This window comes from Geothrix oryzae, from assembly GCF_030295385.1.
Taxonomy (GTDB): domain Bacteria; phylum Acidobacteriota; class Holophagae; order Holophagales; family Holophagaceae; genus Geothrix; species Geothrix oryzae.
In genome coordinates this window covers 1,090,526-1,108,829 of the sequence record NZ_AP027079.1, presented here as the reverse complement: position 1 = coordinate 1,108,829, position 18,304 = coordinate 1,090,526, and the positions used below count along the sequence as shown (strand labels likewise).

General features: G+C 68.1%; 20 protein-coding genes. 10 read left to right on the top strand and 10 right to left on the bottom strand.

Annotation, left to right across the window (positions count from 1 at the left end):
• Window positions 1-24: 24 nt before the first annotated feature.
• From QUD34_RS05065 to QUD34_RS05030, 8 genes are all read right to left on the bottom strand, one after another.
• Entirely contained in the window at window positions 25-1,044 is a 1,020-nt protein-coding gene (locus tag QUD34_RS05065; protein ID WP_286355516.1) for a DUF5694 domain-containing protein, read from the bottom strand.
• Window positions 1,045-1,274: 230 nt separating this feature from the next.
• On the bottom strand, window positions 1,275-2,402 hold the full coding sequence (locus QUD34_RS05060) for a response regulator (protein WP_286355515.1): 1,128 nt from the start codon (window positions 2,400-2,402) through the stop codon (window positions 1,275-1,277).
• A gap of 9 nt (window positions 2,403-2,411) precedes the next feature.
• Window positions 2,412-3,950, bottom strand: a complete 1,539-nt coding sequence (locus tag QUD34_RS05055) for a sensor histidine kinase (RefSeq protein ID WP_286355514.1) — start codon at window positions 3,948-3,950, stop codon at window positions 2,412-2,414.
• A 3-nt stretch (window positions 3,951-3,953) separates the two neighbouring features.
• On the bottom strand, window positions 3,954-5,120 hold the full coding sequence (gene nrfD, locus QUD34_RS05050; RefSeq protein ID WP_286355513.1) for an NrfD/PsrC family molybdoenzyme membrane anchor subunit: 1,167 nt from the start codon (window positions 5,118-5,120) through the stop codon (window positions 3,954-3,956).
• Entirely contained in the window at window positions 5,117-5,881 is a 765-nt protein-coding gene (locus tag QUD34_RS05045; protein WP_286355512.1) for a 4Fe-4S dicluster domain-containing protein, read from the bottom strand. Before QUD34_RS05045 ends, nrfD begins: the two co-directional genes overlap by 4 nt.
• Window positions 5,882-6,054: 173 nt before the next feature.
• On the bottom strand, window positions 6,055-6,255 hold the full coding sequence (locus QUD34_RS05040) for a hypothetical protein (protein WP_286355511.1): 201 nt from the start codon (window positions 6,253-6,255) through the stop codon (window positions 6,055-6,057).
• Between the two features lie 196 nt (window positions 6,256-6,451).
• Window positions 6,452-8,077 (bottom strand): chaperonin GroEL, encoded by a 1,626-nt coding sequence (groL, locus tag QUD34_RS05035; protein ID WP_286355510.1) that lies wholly within the window; start codon window positions 8,075-8,077, stop codon window positions 6,452-6,454.
• A gap of 27 nt (window positions 8,078-8,104) precedes the next feature.
• Window positions 8,105-8,392 (bottom strand): co-chaperone GroES, encoded by a 288-nt coding sequence (locus tag QUD34_RS05030; protein WP_286355509.1) that lies wholly within the window; start codon window positions 8,390-8,392, stop codon window positions 8,105-8,107.
• Between the two features lie 216 nt (window positions 8,393-8,608).
• Between QUD34_RS05030 and QUD34_RS05025 the strand changes: the two genes are divergently transcribed.
• The 8 genes from QUD34_RS05025 to QUD34_RS04990 all read left to right on the top strand — a co-directional run bounded on the left by QUD34_RS05025 (window position 8,609) and on the right by QUD34_RS04990 (window position 16,143).
• A complete protein-coding gene (locus tag QUD34_RS05025; protein ID WP_286355508.1) occupies window positions 8,609-9,307 on the top strand; it encodes a zinc ribbon domain-containing protein in 699 nt (232 codons plus the stop codon).
• Window positions 9,304-9,969: a YggS family pyridoxal phosphate-dependent enzyme gene (locus tag QUD34_RS05020; protein WP_286355507.1), complete on the top strand. Its 666-nt coding sequence runs from the start codon at window positions 9,304-9,306 to the stop codon at window positions 9,967-9,969. Before QUD34_RS05025 ends, QUD34_RS05020 begins: the two co-directional genes overlap by 4 nt.
• A gap of 84 nt (window positions 9,970-10,053) precedes the next feature.
• Entirely contained in the window at window positions 10,054-10,479 is a 426-nt protein-coding gene (locus QUD34_RS05015; RefSeq protein WP_286355506.1) for a hypothetical protein, read from the top strand.
• A gap of 127 nt (window positions 10,480-10,606) precedes the next feature.
• A complete protein-coding gene (locus QUD34_RS05010; RefSeq protein WP_286355505.1) occupies window positions 10,607-12,037 on the top strand; it encodes a DUF4139 domain-containing protein in 1,431 nt (476 codons plus the stop codon).
• 47 nt (window positions 12,038-12,084) lie between these two features.
• A complete protein-coding gene (locus tag QUD34_RS05005; protein WP_286355504.1) occupies window positions 12,085-12,849 on the top strand; it encodes a DUF58 domain-containing protein in 765 nt (254 codons plus the stop codon).
• A 71-nt stretch (window positions 12,850-12,920) separates the two neighbouring features.
• A complete protein-coding gene (locus tag QUD34_RS05000; RefSeq protein ID WP_286355503.1) occupies window positions 12,921-13,673 on the top strand; it encodes a hypothetical protein in 753 nt (250 codons plus the stop codon).
• The gene (locus QUD34_RS04995) at window positions 13,670-14,626 is read left to right on the top strand and encodes a VWA domain-containing protein (RefSeq protein ID WP_286355502.1); all 957 of its coding nucleotides are present in this window, start codon (window positions 13,670-13,672) and stop codon (window positions 14,624-14,626) included. Before QUD34_RS05000 ends, QUD34_RS04995 begins: the two co-directional genes overlap by 4 nt.
• On the top strand, window positions 14,623-16,143 hold the full coding sequence (locus QUD34_RS04990) for a vWA domain-containing protein (RefSeq protein WP_286355501.1): 1,521 nt from the start codon (window positions 14,623-14,625) through the stop codon (window positions 16,141-16,143). Before QUD34_RS04995 ends, QUD34_RS04990 begins: the two co-directional genes overlap by 4 nt.
• A 125-nt stretch (window positions 16,144-16,268) precedes the next feature.
• Here the strand turns inward: QUD34_RS04990 and QUD34_RS04985 are convergent, their stop codons facing one another.
• A complete protein-coding gene (locus QUD34_RS04985; protein ID WP_286355500.1) occupies window positions 16,269-16,676 on the bottom strand; it encodes a thioredoxin family protein in 408 nt (135 codons plus the stop codon).
• 167 nt (window positions 16,677-16,843) lie between these two features.
• Between QUD34_RS04985 and QUD34_RS04980 the strand changes: the two genes are divergently transcribed.
• Window positions 16,844-17,194, top strand: coding sequence for a hypothetical protein (locus tag QUD34_RS04980; RefSeq protein WP_286355499.1), 351 nt, complete (start codon window positions 16,844-16,846; stop codon window positions 17,192-17,194).
• 66 nt (window positions 17,195-17,260) lie between these two features.
• Entirely contained in the window at window positions 17,261-17,653 is a 393-nt protein-coding gene (locus tag QUD34_RS04975; RefSeq protein WP_286355498.1) for an acyl-CoA thioesterase, read from the top strand.
• On the opposite strand, the gene QUD34_RS04970 is transcribed toward QUD34_RS04975, so the two are convergent.
• Entirely contained in the window at window positions 17,641-18,270 is a 630-nt protein-coding gene (locus QUD34_RS04970) for a GAF domain-containing protein (RefSeq protein WP_286355497.1), read from the bottom strand. The two genes, QUD34_RS04975 and QUD34_RS04970, sit on opposite strands and share 13 nt — an antisense overlap.
• Window positions 18,271-18,304 lie beyond the last annotated feature (34 nt).

Below are 18,304 nucleotides of genomic sequence, written 5' to 3'. Positions count from 1 at the left end.
AGGCCGGGGGCCTCTCGGCGGATATCAGCGGGCCTCCTTCAGCACTGCCTCGGGTTGGACGATCCGCAGGTCGCTGCAGAGGCCCAGGAAGGCATCCAGGAACGGCTTGTGGGCCGCGCCGTAGATCACCACGATCCGCTTCCCCGGGTACAGGGCCGAGAGGGCCCGGATCCGCCCGGCGATCTTCAGGTTCCGGTTCTCCCACAGGGCGAGACGCCCCCGGTCCGAGCCGTCCTTCAGGTGCGTCCGCAGGTACACGGCCCACTGGGCGTCCACATCCGCCACCGCATAGGCCGGCGAGTTCAGGTGGCGGAGGTAGGGCAGCAGGTCGCCCGCCGCCACGGCCGCATCCCGGCGCTCCTGGCTCTCCCGGTGGACCGGCGCCTTCGCAGTCCCGGCCAGCAGGGGCGCCTCCTTGCGGGAGACGGCGAGGGCCGCCATGACCTGTTCCAACGGTTCCGGGGCCTCGAACTCGTCCACGCAGGCGATCCGCGCGTGGCCGAGCTTCCGGGCCAGGGGGATCGCCACCGCCTGGATCTCGTTGACGCGGGCGAGGTAGGCATCCAGCTTGGCCGCCAGGGCTGCGGGTATCCGGTCCCGCGCAGGGCTTCCCTCGGGGATCCGCGACCAGGCGAGCAGCGCGCTGGGCCATTCGTAGGCGGCCAGATGCTGGAGGGTCAGAGTCGCGAGGGCCGCAGGCTCCGAGGGCACGCCCTTCTGCGCGACGAGGGCCCGGGAGGCCTGCACCATGTCCAAGCGGAGAAGCGCCTGGGCCTCGTGGCCCAGCGCCAGAGACGCCTCGGCGAACTGGTCGAGCAGCACCTCGTGGATGGGGGTGGCTTTGGATCGCAGCTCCAGCTCGTGGATGTGGGGCCCGGGGAGCGCCTCCACGGCCACCACATCAGGCCTGAACGCCTCCAGGCGCTGGAGGAGCGACTCCACCATGGCGGGCTGGAACCGGGCCTGGACCTCCCGGAGGTGGAAGGTCCCGAGCACCAGGACCTGGGTGCGTTCCGCTTCGGGAACGAGGTGCTGAAGGCGCACGAGGGGTAGAGGCTCCTCGACAGGGCCGGCTGGAAGCGGGATCGGAAGGCTCCCCAGCGCCGCAAGGACCATCGAACGAAACGCCACGCCCATCTTCCTCTCCGCAGAATGGTCAATCAGACGAGGCCTACGCCCCGCGATCACCCGCGTTTAGCGATCGGCCCGAAGGCCGCAGAGGATGAGGGCCCCGGAAGCCGAAGCTTCCGGGGCCCTCGTCGGTTTCCGTTCAGCTAGGCCTGGACGCGGGCGTCCGCGCCCATGAACTGCTGCTCGAAGGCCTTCCAGTCCAGTGCGTCCGTGCCGACGGCCTGGGGCTTGTCGGAGGTCCGCAGGCGGGTGATCTCATCCTGGTACCAGTCGATGACGGGCTGGCCGATCTTCAGGGCGGGGAGTTCCCCGGCCAGGTCGGAGGGCGTCATCAGGCAGACCCAGCCCCGGTCGTAGGGGCTGTGCATGAGCTCGCCCGGATCCGTGAGCAGGCCCGCGTTGTCATGCTCAATGCGGCCGCTGAGGGGCGCGGCCACATGGACTTCGCCCGTGGCCCCTTTCAGCGTGAACAGGGGATCGCCCTGCTTCACGACCTTGCCCCGCTCGGGGAGCACCACCGTCTTCACGGCACCCAGGGCCTTGCGCACGAAATCATCGATGCCCACGCGGATCTGGCCTTCAGGCTCGATCCGCACCCACGCATGACCTGTCGACAGGAAGGCGCCGCCAGGCACGCAGAATTCGCTGGCGGACACCACCTCGGCCATTTCGGGCGCGACCACCCGCACATTGGGACGGCGCTGGGCTTCGATGCGCGCGTTGCGCTTGATGAGCAGCTTCTTGGCGAACTCCGCCAGTTCGTCGGCGGTGAAGGGCTTCTGCACATACTCGCAGGCGCCCTGCTGGAGCGTCTGGACCGCGGTCTCGATGCTGCCGTAGCCGGTGATGACGACCACATCCACATCGGGGCGCAGGTGCTTCGCCGCCTTCACCACATCCACGCCGTCCATGTCCGGCATCTTGAGGTCGGTGAAGAGGAAGTCGTAGTCGTTCCGCTGGATCAGGCCCAGGGCCTCCGGCCCATGCTCCACGGTGTCGACGCTGTAGCCCTCCAGGACCAGGATGCGGCGGAAGGAGTCGAGCACCACCGCCTCGTCGTCCACGGCGATGATCCGGGCCTTGGGATTGGGCACCTCCACGCGCTTGAGGCTCTTGGCCTCGTGGGTGAAGTCCAGGCGGATCGAGGTGTTCAGGACCGCTTCGCGGGCCTGGCGCTCCCGTTTCTCGTGCATGCGGCGGAGGCTCGTACGCACCAGGAAGTCGATGCCCACGAAGGCAACGAACATGATGATGATCAAAAGGGCGGTCATGGGGACCTCCTAGGTGGTGGTGGGAATGGGGGGCTGGCTGCCGTCCGGAGAGTCCTTGGATCCGGCTGCCGTGGGAATGCGAAGGGTGAATTGGGTGCCCTGGCCGGGCTCGCTCTGCACCTCGAGGGCGCCGCCGTGGGCCTCGACGATGCCCCAGCTGACCGCGAGCCCCAGCCCCGTGCCATGGTTGCCCTTGGTGGTGTAGAAGGGCTCGAAGATGCGGGGCAGGTCTTCCGCGGCAATGCCGCGGCCGCTGTCCTTGATGACGAGCTCAATGGAGCCATCGGGCCCCGGCCGCGTGCTGGCCCGGATGATCCCGCCCTCGGTGCCGATGGCATCCCCTGCGTTGAGCAGCAGGTTCACGGCCACCTGCTGGATCTGGTTGGCATCGGCGAAGGCCAGGGGCAGTTCCGCCGCCAGGTCCAGCGACAGGTCCACTTGGTTCAGCGACAGCTGCGTCATCACGACGGACACCGACCGCCGCACCACTTCATTGAGGTCCATGGGCTTCCGCGCCGGAGCCGTGGGGCGGGCGAAATCCAGGAGTCCCCGGATGATCCCCCGGCAGCGCACCGTCTCCCGGACGATCACATCGAGATCCTCGCAGGCGGAGGCGTCGCCTTCCATCCGCTTCCGCAGCAGGGAGGCATAGCTGAGAACGCCGGTCAGCGGGTTGTTGATCTCATGGGCGACGCCCGCGGCCAGCCGGCCCACGGAAGCGAGCTTGTCGGCCTGCGCCAGCTGCCCCTGGGTCTCGGCCAGCCGTTGGGTCATGGTGTTGAAGGCCCCGGCCAGCTCGCCCAGTTCATGGCGGCCGCTCACCGGGATGGTGGTCGTAAGGTCCCCTTCGCCCACCCGTCGCGTGCCCGCCACCAGTGCCGCCACGGGCTCCACCACCAGCCGGCGGTTCATCCACCAGAGGATGAAGCTGCCCACGAGCATGGCGAGGATGGCCGAAGCGGCGATCACCGTCCGGCTGTGGGCGATCTCCCGGTCCACCTCCGCCAGCGACACATTCACATCCAGCACGCCCAGCAGGCTCTGCTTGGCGCTGTGGGCGTGGCAGTCCGCCGTCGAACAGGTCGGTTCGTTGGGGATGGGGTTGATGAGGCCCAGGACGCGCGTTCCGTCCGGGGCGCGGAAGGTCCGGGCGCGGGCCTGGATTTCCAGGCGCTCCAGCGGCCGTCCTTCCGCGTGGCAGGCGTAGCAGGCCTCGCCCCGGATATCGAGGCTGGTGCCGATCTCCTCGTTGGCCGAGGAGAACATGATCCGCCCCTCCTTGTTGAAGACGCGGACCTTGCGGATGCCCTCCTCCTGGAGCTCGCCCACAGAGCGGATCTGCCGGTGCAGGTTGTCCCGGCGGTTCTCGAGCATGTCGAAGTGGGTGGCGCTCTTGATCGTTTCGCTCAGCTGGTCGGCGCTGCGGGTTCGTTCGGCCAGGAGCTGGGCCGTATGCGACCGCAGGATGACCACCGCCATGCCGCCGATCACCAGCGCCGTCGACAGGCCGGCGCCGAGGATCAGACGGGTGCCGATGCGGGTTCGCATGGCTCAGGCCCCCTCTTCCGACCGATGGTCATCGGTCACGGGACCATCGGGGAAGATGGAGAAGTTGCGCACCGCGAAGGCGAACACCGCCATGCCCGTGGCCACCAGGCCCAGCGAGACGATGATCTCCATGCCCGAGGGCAGGTAGCGCGTGCCCGAAGCCGCTTCCATGCCCGTGATGCTGACATTCAGGCGGTTCATGACGAAGCCCAGCACCGCCAGGAAAGCCCCGCCCACCAGCCAGTTCGGGTTGGTGCGCAGACGACGGAAGGACATCAGGATCACCGGCAGGATCACGCCCAGGGTGAACTCGAGCAGGAACATCTGGCCCTCGTAGCCGAAGTCCAGGATGCTGCCGAAGGCGTGATTGCGGCGAATGGCCTGCAGGCGCATGAGGCCGTAGATGCCCAGGGCCACGACCATGCCGCGGGCCAGGGGCTCCAGCAGGTCCATCTCCAGGTGGCGATGGAAGGCCCGGCCGCTGAGGTAGGACTCCAGGATCACCATGCCGATGCCCGCGCCGATGGCGGAGATGTAGAAGTGGAGGGGCAGCATGGGGGAGTACCAGAGCGGATGGAGCTTGCTGGGCACGATGAGGTAGAGCGATCCCAGCGAGGACTGGTGCAGGGTCGAGAGGATCACGCCGATGATGACGAGCGGGGTGATGAGCCGGTGGATGATCCGCGCCGGGGCATGGAAGCCGAATCGCTCGAAGACCGCCGGGGAGAACTCCACGGCCAGCACGGTGGTGTAGAGCATCACGCACCAGGCCACTTCGAACATGACGGAGTGGGGGTTCCAATAGACGATGGCATGCCAGATGCGCCAGGGCTGGCCGAGGTCCAGCAGCAGGGCCACGATCACGAAGGCGTAGCCGAGGAAGCCCGTCAGGATGGTCGGCCGCACGATGGGTTCGAAGCGCTTGAGGTTGAAGAGGTGGACCACGGCGGTCAGGGTGAAGGCGCCGGCGGCGAGGCCCACGCCGCAGAGCAGGTCGAAGCCGATCCAGAGGCCCCAGGGGAACTGGTCGCTCAGGTGCGTGACGGCACCAAGCCCCTTGCTGAAGCGGATCACGGTGACGGCGCAGAAGGCCAGGAAGAGCACGACGAAGACGGCCGTCCAGAAACCGGGACGGAACCGACGGGGGGCGAGCGTGGCGAGGGTGTTCATGACCGGTCCTCCCGACCGTGGTTGTGTCCGTTGCCGTTGGATTCCGCCTTGGCCACATCCACGCGGCGGGCCGTGATCCAGTGGACTCCGTAGAGGAAGACGCCCCATACGCCCACGAAATCGGGGATGTTGGAGAGCACCTGCCAGGTGCGCATGGCCGGAGGATCGGCGGGCAGGTTCGACTTGAGGCCCAGCTTGTCGAAGGGGGCGCTGGAAATCATCATCACCGAGGTGCCGCCCGCTTCCGTGAGCCCGTAGATATGGTCCACATAGGCGCCCGGCTTCTGCCGGATGCGCGTCCGGGCCTCCCAGATCAGGTCCTCCTTCTTGCCGAAGATGGTGGCCTCCGCCGGGCAGGCCTCGGCGCAGGCCGTGGGTTTGCCCTCCTTCAGGCGCCCCGCGCACAGGATGCACTTCCCCACCACGGGCACCGGCCGGTCCCACTGGTACTTCGGAATTTCGAAGGGGCAGGCCATCATGCAGTAGCGGCAGCCCATGCAGCGCTCGGCATCGTAGACCACCGGCCCCTCGGGCGTTTTCTTCAGGGCGGCGACGGGGCAGACGGAGGCGCAGGTCGGCACCTCGCAGTGCATGCACATGCGGCGGACATTGAGGCCTTCCTTTTCCTGGACCGTGGTCCAGGTATAGGCCGTCAACACCTCCTCTACCTTGCCCGGTAGCTTGTTCTGCTCCTTGCACGCGGAGCTGCAGGCGCCGCATCCGATGCAGCGCGTAGCGTCGAAGAGAAGGCCCATGCCCATGGGTTCTCCTGTCTTATCAACCTCCTCCGGAGGGATTCCGGAGGGTTTCGACAGGAAGCATCCACCCTCCCAGGAGCATAGTCAACCCCTTGGTAGTAATTAAAAATGACTATCTTGTCGTGTAAAAGATAAAAGCCCCGCGATCGCGGGGCTTTTATCTGGAGTAGCGGCAGTTAGGCCTTCTTGGCCTTGGGGCAGTCGGCCTTCTTGCAGTCGGCCTTTTTCTCGCACGCCTTATCCCCCTTGCAGGTCGTCTTATCGGCCTTGCAGCACTCCTTGCAGGCCTTGGGGGCGGCCGCCTCCTTGGGCTTGTCCTGAGTGAAGGCCGTGACGGCGAAGGCCGCGACCGCGAGCGAAACAAACAACTTCTTCATGAGTGACTCCTAAGTAGGAAATGCCAGGGTACCCCAGTCCCGCGGCGGGATTCGATCACATCCCGCCTTCGCGAATATCGCAGCCCGCATGAGGCGAATCACGGCCGTCAGAGAATTTCCCCCCACCCCCCCTTCAGCACATCAAAAAAGGCCCCGCAACCGCGGGGCCTTTCCATTGAACCGCAGTCGCGGCTGATTAATACATGTCTTCCATGCCGCCCATGCCGGGGCCCGCGGGGGCAGCGGCCTTGGGCTCGGGGATCTCGGTGATGATGGCTTCAGTGGTCAGCATCATGGAGGCCACGGAGGCGGCATTGCGCAGGGCGGACTTGGTCACCTTGGCGGGATCGACCACGCCGAACTTCACCATGTCGCCGTACTCGTTGGTGGCGGCGTTGTAGCCGTAGTTGTCCTTGCCCTCGCGGACGGCATTGACGACCACGGAGCCTTCGACGCCGGCGTTGTTGGCGATCTGGCGGAGGGGCTCCTCCAGGGACTTGCGGACGATGTCCACGCCCGTGGCCTGGTCGCCGGTGAGCTTCAGCGCGGCGAGCTTGGTCAGGCTGCGGAGCAGCGCGACGCCGCCGCCGGCCACGATGCCGTCCTCGACGGCGGCCTTGGTGGCGTGCATGGCGTCTTCCACGCGGGCCTTCTTCTCCTTCATCTCGGTCTCGGAAGCCGCGCCCACCTTGATGACGGCGACGCCGCCCACGAGCTTGGCCAGACGCTCCTGCAGCTTCTCCTTGTCGTAGTCGCTGGTGGAGACCTCGACCTGCGCGCGGATCTGCTTCACGCGGCCCTGGATGGCCTCGCTGGCGCCGGCGCCCTCGACGATGGTGGTGTTCTCCTTGTCGATGACGATCTTCTTGGCGCTGCCGAGGTCAGCCAGCGTGAGGTTCTCGAGCTTGAGGCCCAGATCCTCGCTGATGGCCTTGCCGCCGGTCAGGATGGCGATGTCCTCGAGCATGGCCTTGCGGCGGTCGCCGAAGCCGGGAGCCTTCACGGCGGCCACATTCAGGGTGCCGCGGATCTTGTTCACCACGAGGGTGGCCAGCGCTTCGCCGTCCACATCCTCGGCGATGATCAGCAGGGGGCGGCGGCTGTTGACGACCTGCTCCAGCAGGGGCAGGAGGTCGCGCATGTTCGAGACCTTCTTCTCGTAGGCGAGAATGTAGGGGTTCTCCAGCTCGACCTTCATCTGGTCGGGGTTGGTCACGAAGTAGGGGCTGAGGTAGCCACGGTCGAACTGCATGCCCTCGACCACGGTCAGCTCGGTGTCGCGACCCTTGGCCTCTTCCACCGTGATGACGCCGTCCTTGCCGACCTTGGCCATGGCCTCGGCGATGATCTTGCCGATCTCGGCGTCGCCGTTGGCGGAGATGGTGCCGACCTGGGCGATGGCGTTGCCCTCGACGGGCTTCTTGATCTCGTCGATGGCGGCCACGACGGTATCGACGGCGAGGTCGATGCCCTTCTTGATCTCCATGGTGTTGGCGCCGCTCACGACGGCCTTGATGCCCTCGCGGTAGATGGCGCGGGCCAGCACGGTGGCGGTGGTGGTGCCGTCGCCGGCGATGTCGGAGGTCTTGGAGGCGACCTCACGCACCAGCTGGGCGCCCATGTTCTCGTGCTTGTCCTTGAGCTCGATCTCCTTGGCGACGGTGACACCGTCCTTGGTCATTAGCGGGGAGCCGAACTTCTTCTCGATGAGGACATTGCGGCCTTTGGGGCCGAGGGTGACCTGCACGGCGTCGGCGAGCTTGTTCACGCCGCGCAGGATCGCCTGACGGGCATCTTCGGCATAGATGATGGACTTGGCCATGTGTATCTCCTTGGTCTCTTGGGTGTCTTAGCCGACGATCGCGAGAATCTCGTCTTCGCGCACGATCACATGATCGACGCCGTCGATCTTCACTTCCGTGCCGCTGTACTTGCCGATCAGCACCTTCTGGCCAGCCGCCACGGACATGGGGTTGCGGGTGCCGTTCTCGTTGATCTTGCCCTCGCCGACGGCCACCACTTCAGCCTCCATGGGCTTCTCCTTGGCGGTGTCGGGGATGATGATGCCGCCCTTGACGGTTTCGGCTGCGTCGACGCGCTTGAGCACCACGCGGTCGGACAGAGGCTTGATGGCCATGGGACCTCCTTGGAAAGAAAGTGAAAAGGAACGAAAGGGAGCTGTTAGCACTCACCAACAGCGAGTGCCAAGTCTGGCACCCCCCGAAACCCCGGTCAAGACTGAAAGATGCGGAGAACGATCAAATCTTAGTCTGTTCATATTATATTTTCTTCTTATTCAAGTTACATCTTGAAATCGGCCTCGGTTTCCGGTTTGAGGTGTAGCCTCGATTACATGGAACACTTGGCGACCCTGCGCGACCTGCAAGCCACCCTGGACTACCTCCGAACCATCGAACGAGACCTATCGGCCCTGCCTCCGGATCTTGCGACGCTGGACGCCCGCCTCAAGGCCATCGAAAAACAGACCGCCGACAAGACCAAGGCCCTCGACACCGCCCGGACCTACATCCAGCTGAAATCCAAGGAACTGATCCAGGCCGAGAAGGACGAAGAGCGCGCCCGCGCCGCGGTCAAGACCACCAGCCAGAAGATCCAGTACACCGCCGCCATCCGCGAGCTGGACGAGAAGGAGCGCATGCGCTCGCAGATCGCCCGGCCCCTGAAGGCCCTCGAGACCGAGGCCAAGGCGCTCGAGCAGGCCCTGGCGGCGCTCGAAGCCGAGCGGACCACCCTTCAGGCCCAATTCGACGAACTGCACGGCGTATTCCTCGATGAGCACGCCAACCAGGTGGAAGGGCGCAAGAAGCTCAAGGCCCAGCAGGCCGCCCTCGAAGCCAAGCTGGCACCACCCGAAGTGGCCCGTTTCCATCGCCTGGCCCACGCCCGCCAGGGACGCGTGGTCGTCCCCGTCGAGAACGGCGCCTGCTCCGGATGCCATGTCAAGCTCCGCGGCCCCTTCCTCTTCCAGCTGAAGGAAGCCAAGGGCGCCGTGGTCTGCGAGTCCTGCCAGCGGATCCTCTTCCTGCCGTGAGCCTGGCCGAGCGCATCGAGGGGCTGCGGGCCCGCATCCGCCGCGCCTGCGAGGCGGCGGGCCGCGACCCGGGCAGCGTCGAACTGCTGCCGGTCTCCAAGAAACAACCCCTGGCTCTGATCCAGGAGGCCGCGGCCCTCGGCTTCGGTCGCTTCGGCGAGAACTATGTGCAGGAAGGCGCCGACAAGGCCGCCGCGGCGCCGAACCTCGCCTTCATCCTCCTGGGGCCCCTCCAGCGGAACAAGGCCAAGCCGGCCCTTCAGCACTTCGCGGAGATCCAGAGCCTCGACCGCCCCGAACTCGCCGAGCGCCTGCGCCACCTGGCCGAAGAGCTCACCGTCGTGCGGCCCGTCTGGATCCAGGTGGACCTCTGGGGCGAGGCCACCAAGCTGGGCGGTTGTGCAGAGACCGATCTGCCCGAACTGCTCGCAGCCCTGGGCGGTGATCCGCGCCTCCCCCTCCGCGGCCTCATGGCCATTCCGCCTCCGGACGACGAGGCCGCCTTCACCCAGCTGGCGGGCCTGCGCGAACGCCTTCAGCAGGAACTCGGTCTGGCCCTCCGCCTCAGCATGGGCATGAGCGCCGACCTCGAAGCCGCCGTGAAGGCCGGTTCCGACCAGATCCGCATCGGCACGGCCTTCTTCGGTGAGCGCCGGTACTGACGTGCCCGACCGCCTTCCCGGAGGTAGGCCTCGCGATCTTCGACGCTTCGTGATTGGATGACTCTCTCATCCTCCGGAGCCCCGATGACCACGATCCAGACCGCCACCGCCGCCCTTCCGGTCAGCGCCGACGCGCTCTACGGCTTCCTCTCCGACCTATCGAAGCACCGCGCCTTCCTCGAGCCTGCGGCCATGAACTTCCAGGGGGAGACCGACCGGCACAGCTATGTCATCGAGGTCATGGGCATGAAGATGCCCCAGGAACTGGTGGCCAAGACCCGCACGCCTGGCCAGCTCGTGAGCCTGGTGCCCGGCGCGAAGAAGATGTTCGACCACGAGCTGCGCTTCGAGATCGCGACATCTGGCGAAGGCAGCACCCTGCGCCTGGTGGACGAGGCCGACATCCCCATGATGATGGCCATGATGGGCGCCGAAAAGCTGCTGCAGGGCCAGCTCGACTCGGCCCTGGCGCGGATCCAGGAGCTGGCCGGCGAAGGGAAGCTGGTCTAGGTGGAACAGTGCCAAAGGAAGGCTTTTGCCCCCTTGGTGGCGATCCTTTGCTGTTTCTTTGAAAGGATGTTCTTCCTCACGGCATGACCTGATATCGGGCACCCTGCCCGCCCCTCCCGGAGGTTCCATGCGCCCCGCCCTGCTGCTCGCTGTCCTGCCGTCGCTCCTGGCCGCCCAGGAGACCATCACCACGCTCAAGGATCAGAAGGCCCTGGCGGTGACGATCTACAACGACAACCTGGCCCTGGTGAAGGACCTGCGCGAGGTGCGGCTGTCCAAGGGCGAGGCCCGGCTGGCTTTCCAGGAGGTTTCGGCCCAGATCCGGCCCGAGACGGCCCTGCTGCGCAACCTCACGACTCCGAAGGATTTCTGGGTGGCGGAGCAGAACTTCGACTTCGACTTGCTCACGCCCCAGAAACTGCTGGAGAAGTATGTCGGAGAGAAGGTGACGGTGGTGCGCACCATGCCCAACGACTCCGGCGCGGGATCGAAGGAGGTGCGCGAGGAGGCCACGGTGTTGGCCACCAACAACGGGACCGTGCTGCAGTTCGCGGATCGCATCGAAACCAGCGTTCCCGGCCGCCTCATCTACCCGAAGGTGCCCGGCAACCTGCGGGCCCGGCCCACCCTGGTCATTACCCTGAACAGCGCCGCCGACCGGGCCCAGCAGCTGGAGCTGAGCTACCTGACGGGCGGCCTCTCCTGGCGCGCCGACTATGTGGCCAACCTAGCCCCGGACGAGAAGACACTGGATCTCAGCGGCTGGGTGACCCTCACCAACCAGAGCGGGGCCGCCTATCCCAACGCCACCCTCCAGCTCGTGGCGGGGGATGTGAACCGGGCGAAACAGCGCCCCGACCGGGCCTATGCCGTGGGCGCCATGATGGAAAGGGCCGTCGCTCCGGCGCCGAAGATGGCCGAGGAAAGCCTCTTCGAATACCACCTCTACACCCTGGACCGCCCCACCACCCTGGCCGTGAACCAGACCAAGCAGGTGGCCCTGCTGAGCGCCGGCGGCGTGCCGGTCCGCAAGGAATACCTGCTTCAGGGCCAGACTTACTACTACTCCGGCAACTACGGCGACCTGGGCGAGAAGCAGAAGGTGGGCGTGTTCGTGGAGTTCGACAACAAGGAATCCAGCCGCCTGGGCATGCCCCTGCCCAAGGGCATCCTCCGCGTCTACAAGCGCGACAGCGAGGGCCGCGCCCAGTTCGTGGGCGAGGACAATGTGGACCACACGCCCAAGAACGAGCTGGTGCGCCTGAAACTGGGCGAGGCCTTCGACTTGACAGGCAAGCGCAAGCAGACCGACTACAAGAGCCTGGGCCGCCAGGGGAAGTTCGGCAGCGTCCACGAAAGCGCCTTCGAGATCGTCCTGAAGAACGCCAAGAAGGAAGCCGTCACCGTGAGCGTGCTGGAACCCCTGCCGGGCGACTGGGACATCCTGCAGAGCAGCCACCCCGCCGTCAAAGAAGCCGCTGGAACCGCCCGGTTCAAGGTGGCCGTGCCCGCCGAGGGCAGCGCCACGCTGACCTATCGGGTGCGGGTGAAGTGGTAGGAGGGGTCTTCGAACTCAGGGCCTGAAATCCGGCATACTGACTTTCCATGCCCCTTCCCGCCCGCTTTCTCGCCCGACTGCGACGCCTGCCGTTGCGGCTGCGCGGGCGCCTGGCCGGGGGCACGGAGGGCCTGCATCCTTCCCGGTTCAAGGGGGCCGGCCTCACCTTCGTGGAGAACCGGCCCTATGTGCCCGGCGACGACCCCCGCTTCATCAACTGGCCCCTGACGGCCCGGGCGGGTGAGCCCATCCTCAAGCGGTTCGAAAGCAGCCGCGACCTGGTGCTGTGGCTGGTGGTGGATCCTTCTCCGTCCATGTTCCTGGGCGACCCCGTCTCGCCCTTGCGCTGGGCCCTGGAACTCTGCGGCGCGGCCTTCGCCACCCTGCAGGCCACGGGGGACCGCCTGGGCCTGATCGTCCCCGGGGATGGCCGCACGCCCGCCCTGCGCATCGCGCCCAAACGCGGGCGCATCCATGGCCTCCGCATCCTCGAGACCCTCGCTGAACGGGGCCCCTCCCTCCCCACCGAGGCCGCCTGGCGGGAGGCGCTCGGGCACTGGGGCCAGCACGGAAAGGGCCACCGGCTCTGGCTCTTCAGCAACGGAGCGGGGTTGCAGGGCCTGGCCCCCCTGCTCAAGCCCCTGGCCACGCGGCATCGCCTGGTGTGGTTCCAGCCCGAGGCGCAGGAAGATCACCAGGGCATGACCTGGCCCGATCCGGGCTTCTCCCCCGCCATCGAACGGCAGCGCTGGGATCTGCTGGAGGATCCCGTGGTGAAGCTGAATGCTTGGCTGCGGGCGGGGGGGGCGTGATGGAGGCGGGGGGTTCCTCCCATGGCTCGTCCCTGCTCGGAATTCGCCGGCGAATTCCGAGTGCGATCCTGATGGTGGCGAGTCTGACGGCCTCCGCCGCGCCAGTGTGGAAAGCGCCGGCCCAGCTGAACCTGGGTGAGCTCCAGGTGCTGGAGCTGCGGGAGGAGGATCCCACCCGGCCCGCCCTGCCTCGCCCCACGGTGGAGGACCGCCTGGGCCCGCTGCGCCTGCGCGCGATGGAACCTCTCCCGGATGGCCGCGGCTGGCGGTTCCAGGTGCAGGCCCTGGAACCGGGCCCGGCGGTGGTTCCCGCACTGGATCTGGGCAACGGGAAGCGGAGCCCGGAACTGCGCCTGGAAGTGCCCCGCACCATCCCCTTTGGCGGCCCCTGGGTGGGGTTCGGCGGCGGCAATGACGACCGCCTGCCGGCCATCCCCTTCCCCTGGGCCTGGGCCTCCCTGCTGCTGCTGCCGCCCCTGGCCCTCCTGGCCTGGGGCATCCGTCATTGGCGCCAAGGTTCCGGCCAGCGCCGTCTCCGCCAGGCAGCCCATGGCTTCCGGCGCCAGTGGCCGCCCGTGGACAAGGACCGGACAACCCTGGATGCCGCCCATGGCCTGGGTCGGGACCTGCTGGCCGCCCGCTTCGGGGAGAGTGCCCGGGCCTGGGGGCCCGCGGAATTCCAGGCCCGCAACCTCGGCCCCTGGGATCAGTGGGCGAAGAGCCTCGACGCGGCGCGCTTCGGCCGCACGGAACCGCCCTTCCCCGCCTCCGACCCCCTGCTGGCCGCCCTGGACGCCCGCGGCGGTGGAAAGGACGGCGCATGATCGGCCTGCGCCATCCCCTGCTGCTGCTGGTGGCCGTGCCCCTGGTGATCTGGGCCTGGCGCGTGGTGTACCGCTGGGGCATCCCCGCCTCGCGCCCCTCGGGCCGCCTGGCGCGGCTCAGTTCCCACTGGCTGCCCCCGCTGGTGGCCCTGGCCCTGGGCTTGGCCGCGGCCGGTCCCGAATGGCGGCGCCCCCTGCGCGGCGTGGCGCCCGTGGTGGACTTCGCGGTGGTGCTCGACGGCAGCAGCAGCATGCAGATCCTCGACCGGCCGGATGAGGATCGCTGGCACGCGGCCCGCCGCACCCTCGCCCAGTTCGTCCTGCGGCGTCCCGAAGACCGCTTCGCCCTGGTGCTCTTCAGCGCGCACCCGGTGACCCTGAGTCCCCTCACCTCCGATCACACGCGTCTGCTGCGGATGCTGGCCCGGCTCGACCTCGACAGCCGGGACGACGGCACGGCCATCGGCTCGGCCCTCATGACCGCCGTGCGCCGCCTGGAGGACAGCCCCGCCCGGAGCCGGGTCATCCTGCTCATCACCGATGGCGTCCAGAACCGCGGCCGGGTCACGCCCCAGGAGGCGGCGGAGGAAGCCCACCGCAATGGCATCCGCATCCACACGGTGGCCCTGGGCACCGACGGTGAGAGCCTGGTGCCCCTGGAAGGCGGGGGCTTCGCGCGCCTCCGCGTGGAAGTGGACCACGCCACGCTCAAGGAGATCGCCCACCTCACGGGCGGGGAGTCCTTCAGCGCCGAGGATCCGGGCGGACTCGCCCGCAGCCTGGCTGCGGTGGATCAATTGGAGAAGACCCTCCTGCCGGTCGATCCGCCGACCGAAGGCCAGCCCCTGGCCCGCTGGTGCCTGCTGGCCGCCGCCCTGCTGACCCTTCCGCTGGCCCTCGACCTCGCCTTCAAGCGGGGCCGCCCCCGCCCCGCCTGGGTGGTGGGACCATGAGCCTGCCCTTCACCCACCCGGGCCTCCTGGCGCCCTTCGGCCTCGCGATCCTGCTGGTGCTGGGGCTCGCCCTCCGCGCCCACCTGCAGCCGGGTCTGGGCGTGCAGGTCGTGGGTCAACGGCCGCTCTGGCAGGGACTGGGCCTGGCCTTGATCCTGGCCGGCCTGGGCCTCGGCCTGGCGGAGCCCCGCTGGGGCCTGCCGGAGTTCCCGCGGCTCACGGTCCATGTGGTGCTGGACGCCAGCCGGTCGATGGCCGCGCCCGATGCGGAGGGACGGACCCGGTGGGATGCTGCCGTCACGGCCCTGGATCGCATCTGGTCCCACCCCCAGCCCGGCATCCGCTGGGGCCTGGACCTGCTCACGGGTGACGCCATCCCCGTCCAGCCCCCCGGCGAGGACCGGACCCTCCTCAGGGAAGCCCTTCGCGCGGTGGTCCCCGGTGACATCGGATCCCCCGGCACGAGCCTGGGTCGGGGTCTGCCCCAGGTCGCGGCCCAGGCGGACCGGGACACCCCCGCCGTGATCCTGCTGCTCAGCGATGGCGAAGAGACCTGGGAGGCGCCGGAGGAAGCCCTGCCCAGAGCCGTCGAGGCGCTCAAAAAGGCCCGGTTGCCCGTCTGTGTGCTGGCCTTCGGGGATGGCCAGCCCCACGCGGTGCCCCCCCGACCCGGCGCCCAGGTCGCAGTCCCCAGCGCTGAACCTGCGGTCAGCACCGCCCATCCCGACTTCCTCGCCCGCCTCGCCCAGGCCACGGGCGGCCAGGTATTCAAGGATGGCGAAACCACCGCCGCGGGACTTCAGGCCCTGGCCGCGGGGAAGCTGCCCCTGCCAGCCCGGCGCTCCCTCCAGCCGGCCCATCCCGAGGCCGGAGCCTGGCTGGCCCTGGCCGGCCTGGCCCTCTGGCTGGCCTTCGCCGGAAAGCCCATGGCCCGCTGGCGTCCCATCCTCCTCCTGGCCCTGGCCCTGGCCACCCCCACCCTGCGCGCCCAGAGCCCCCCGGGGCGGCTCTGGGCCCCGGCCAGCGTGAAGGCCTGGCTGGCCCAGCGGGCCATCGAGGGAGGCGACCTGCCGGGAGCCCGGCACTGGCGTCCCTCGGACGCCAAGCCCGCCCATGTTCTCCTGGCCGCCCAGATCGACCTGCGGACCGGCTTTCCCGAGGACGCCCTGAAAGCCCTCTCCCCCCTGGTGGGCCAGGGCGCCCCGCGCCCGGTGCCCGCCTGGCGGGCACCGGCCCTGCTGCTGGCGGCGCGGGCACACCTCGACGCCCAGCGCCCCGCTGAGGCCCGCGCCCTGCTGGAACGGCTGCTCCTGGAACAACCGGGTCAGCGGGAGGCCATCCACGATCTGCAGACCCTCGTGCGGGATGCCACACCCCCGCCGCCGCCCGATCCCAAGAAACCGCCCCCGCCGCCCCCGCCCCGCCCCAGCATGGGCGCCCAGCAGGACGAACTGGAGGGGCTCAAGCAGCGCCTGCCCAAGCCGCCGAAGTCGTCGGGCGGGGTGAGGGACTTATAAAGAAAACGGGAGTCTGGAGGCAATGATCTGGACGACCTAAGGTCACGCGGCTCCGACCTTAGATACAGACGCGGCCCCGCAGGGCCGCATCAAGGGTAGTGCCTCAGGTCTATGGTCTCGGGACTCTACTTGCTGCCCAGCCAGGCGGCGAACTCGGTGCCGGTGCGGAAGGCGCCGACCTGGCGGCGGATCTCCTTGCCGTTCGCGTCGAGGATGACGAGGGTGGGGAAGGCGCTCAGCTTGAACTGGTCGGCCAACTTGGTGCCCTCGGGCAGGGGGGTCCCATCCCGCTTCTGCACCAGGGCCGAGTAGGGCACGACCTTGGCCAGGGCCGCGGCGCCCTCGGCGCTGGGGAAGACATTCTTCTGCAGGTGCTGGCAGGGCCCGCACCACTCGGCCCAGAGGTCCATGAAGATGACCTTCTTTTCGGCCTTGGCGCGCTTCAGGGCAGCCTGGTAGTCATGCTCCCACTTCACGGGACCCTGGGCCACCAGGGGCGCGGCGATGAGCAGGAGGGCGGCGAGGGACTTCATGCTGGGACTCCGGGAAAGGGGCGGCCAGGCCGCGTGAGGTTTGGATGGCGGCAACCGGGATTTCGTTCCGACTCACCAGGATACCCAGGCTAATCCTCCGGGATGGCGGTCCGTAATCCCATGCGACCGGCAAGTGCCGAACCCCATCCCCACCAAGGAGGCCGCCCATGCGCGCCATCATGATTCCGCTGGCCCTGGCGGCCAGCCTCAGCCTTCCTCTGGCCGCGCAGAGCGCGCGGTTCATCAAGGTGGACATCGTCTCCAAGACGATGATGCAGCACCACCACAAGCAGAAGGGCGTGGACGGTCCCACGGAAGTCCACATCCGCATGCCCATCAGCCTGGCCAAGGGCGTCCTCGACATGGCCGGCGAAGGCGAGATCAAAGTCAACGGCGAGACCAGGAAGGGCATGAAACCCGAACAGCTCCAGAAGCTGCTGTCCGACGCCAAGGCCGGCGACCTGCTCCTGGAAATCACCACGGATAAGGGCGATCACGTCCGCGTCACCGTCGAGTAACCGGGAGCCCGGTCCGTGCTACTTCAAGCCCCGCTCCGGCGGGGCTTCTTTGTGTAGGCTGGAGCCATGGAATCCGTGACCGAACTCCGTGTGCGCTATGCCGAGACCGATGCCATGGGCATCGTCCACCACGCCACCTATCCGGTGTGGATGGAGCTGGGGCGCAGCGACTTCCTGCGCGAGCTCGGCCAGAGCTATGCCGAATGGGAAGCCCGCGGCGTGCGGCTGGTGGTGAACGAGATCCGGGTACGGTTCCGTGCGCCGGCCCGCTACGACGAGTTGGTGCAGGTGCGGACCTTCCTCCGGGAAACCGGGCGCCGCCGCATCGTGTTCGGGTACCGCATCGAGCGGGACGGGGTCCTGCTGGCCGAGGGCGAGAGCATCCACCTGGTGGCGGGCTCCGACAATCGCGCCCGGGTGCTGCCCGAGGACCTGCTGGCCCTGGTTCAGCGGCCCTGATCGAGACAAGTGGACAGCAGGGCCGCCAGGGCCTCCATGACCCGGCGCCGACTGTCGCTGAAGGCGTCCGTCTGGAAGCTCTGGAAGCTCACCAGGCCCGCCGGCCGGGACCCCCAGCCCAGGGGCACGCCGTACCAGGAATGGGGGATGAGCCCTGTGGCCTGCTCCGCGGGCGTGAGCAGGCTGCCGGCGGCCGTGCCTTCTTCCAGGGTGCGGATGTAGACCGACCGCCGGTTGGCGAGGACCCGCTCGGAGAGCCCGACCCGGTCCGACAGGCGCCGGGAGGGGTGCTGACGGGCCCGCCCTCCCTCGTGATAGAGCACGAAATTCAGCTGATCCCCCTCCCAGTCCGCCAGGGCCACATAGAAGCAGGCCAACCCCAGGGGCTTGAAGCAGACATCCAGGAGGGCCTCGCTGAGTTCCAGGGGGGTCAGCCCTGGCCGCAGGCGCTCCAGGGCTCCCAGGAGGAGATCCCGGTCCTCGTCCAGGTGGCGCACCAGCTCCTCGGTGCTGTCCAGCCGCCCCTGGAGGGCCCGGAGCTCGCGCTCCAGCTGGGCCACCCTGCCCTCCCGTTCGGCCAGCGCATCGTCCTTGGATTTTCCGCTGAAGAGACTCATCTGGAACCCTGAGGGGCTATGGCGCGACGGCCAA

Excerpts from the sequence above, each read along its gene's own strand:
- QUD34_RS05060 (WP_286355515.1), bottom strand. The coding sequence starts at position 2,402 with ATGACCGCCCTTTTGATCATCATCATGTTCGTTGCCTTCGTGGGCATC.
- QUD34_RS05055 (WP_286355514.1), bottom strand. The coding sequence starts at position 3,950 with ATGCGAACCCGCATCGGCACCCGTCTGATCCTCGGCGCCGGCCTGTCG.
- nrfD (WP_286355513.1), bottom strand. The coding sequence starts at position 5,120 with ATGAACACCCTCGCCACGCTCGCCCCCCGTCGGTTCCGTCCCGGTTTC.
- QUD34_RS05045 (WP_286355512.1), bottom strand. The coding sequence starts at position 5,881 with ATGGGCATGGGCCTTCTCTTCGACGCTACGCGCTGCATCGGATGCGGC.
- QUD34_RS05040 (WP_286355511.1), bottom strand. The coding sequence starts at position 6,255 with ATGAAGAAGTTGTTTGTTTCGCTCGCGGTCGCGGCCTTCGCCGTCACG.
- groL (WP_286355510.1), bottom strand. The coding sequence starts at position 8,077 with ATGGCCAAGTCCATCATCTATGCCGAAGATGCCCGTCAGGCGATCCTG.
- QUD34_RS05030 (WP_286355509.1), bottom strand. The coding sequence starts at position 8,392 with ATGGCCATCAAGCCTCTGTCCGACCGCGTGGTGCTCAAGCGCGTCGAC.
- QUD34_RS05025 (WP_286355508.1), top strand. The coding sequence starts at position 8,609 with ATGGAACACTTGGCGACCCTGCGCGACCTGCAAGCCACCCTGGACTAC.
- QUD34_RS05015 (WP_286355506.1), top strand. The coding sequence starts at position 10,054 with ATGACCACGATCCAGACCGCCACCGCCGCCCTTCCGGTCAGCGCCGAC.
- QUD34_RS05010 (WP_286355505.1), top strand. The coding sequence starts at position 10,607 with ATGCGCCCCGCCCTGCTGCTCGCTGTCCTGCCGTCGCTCCTGGCCGCC.
- QUD34_RS05005 (WP_286355504.1), top strand. The coding sequence starts at position 12,085 with ATGCCCCTTCCCGCCCGCTTTCTCGCCCGACTGCGACGCCTGCCGTTG.
- QUD34_RS05000 (WP_286355503.1), top strand. The coding sequence starts at position 12,921 with ATGGTGGCGAGTCTGACGGCCTCCGCCGCGCCAGTGTGGAAAGCGCCG.
- QUD34_RS04995 (WP_286355502.1), top strand. The coding sequence starts at position 13,670 with ATGATCGGCCTGCGCCATCCCCTGCTGCTGCTGGTGGCCGTGCCCCTG.
- QUD34_RS04990 (WP_286355501.1), top strand. The coding sequence starts at position 14,623 with ATGAGCCTGCCCTTCACCCACCCGGGCCTCCTGGCGCCCTTCGGCCTC.
- QUD34_RS04985 (WP_286355500.1), bottom strand. The coding sequence starts at position 16,676 with ATGAAGTCCCTCGCCGCCCTCCTGCTCATCGCCGCGCCCCTGGTGGCC.
- QUD34_RS04980 (WP_286355499.1), top strand. The coding sequence starts at position 16,844 with ATGCGCGCCATCATGATTCCGCTGGCCCTGGCGGCCAGCCTCAGCCTT.
- QUD34_RS04975 (WP_286355498.1), top strand. The coding sequence starts at position 17,261 with ATGGAATCCGTGACCGAACTCCGTGTGCGCTATGCCGAGACCGATGCC.
- QUD34_RS04970 (WP_286355497.1), bottom strand. The coding sequence starts at position 18,270 with ATGAGTCTCTTCAGCGGAAAATCCAAGGACGATGCGCTGGCCGAACGG.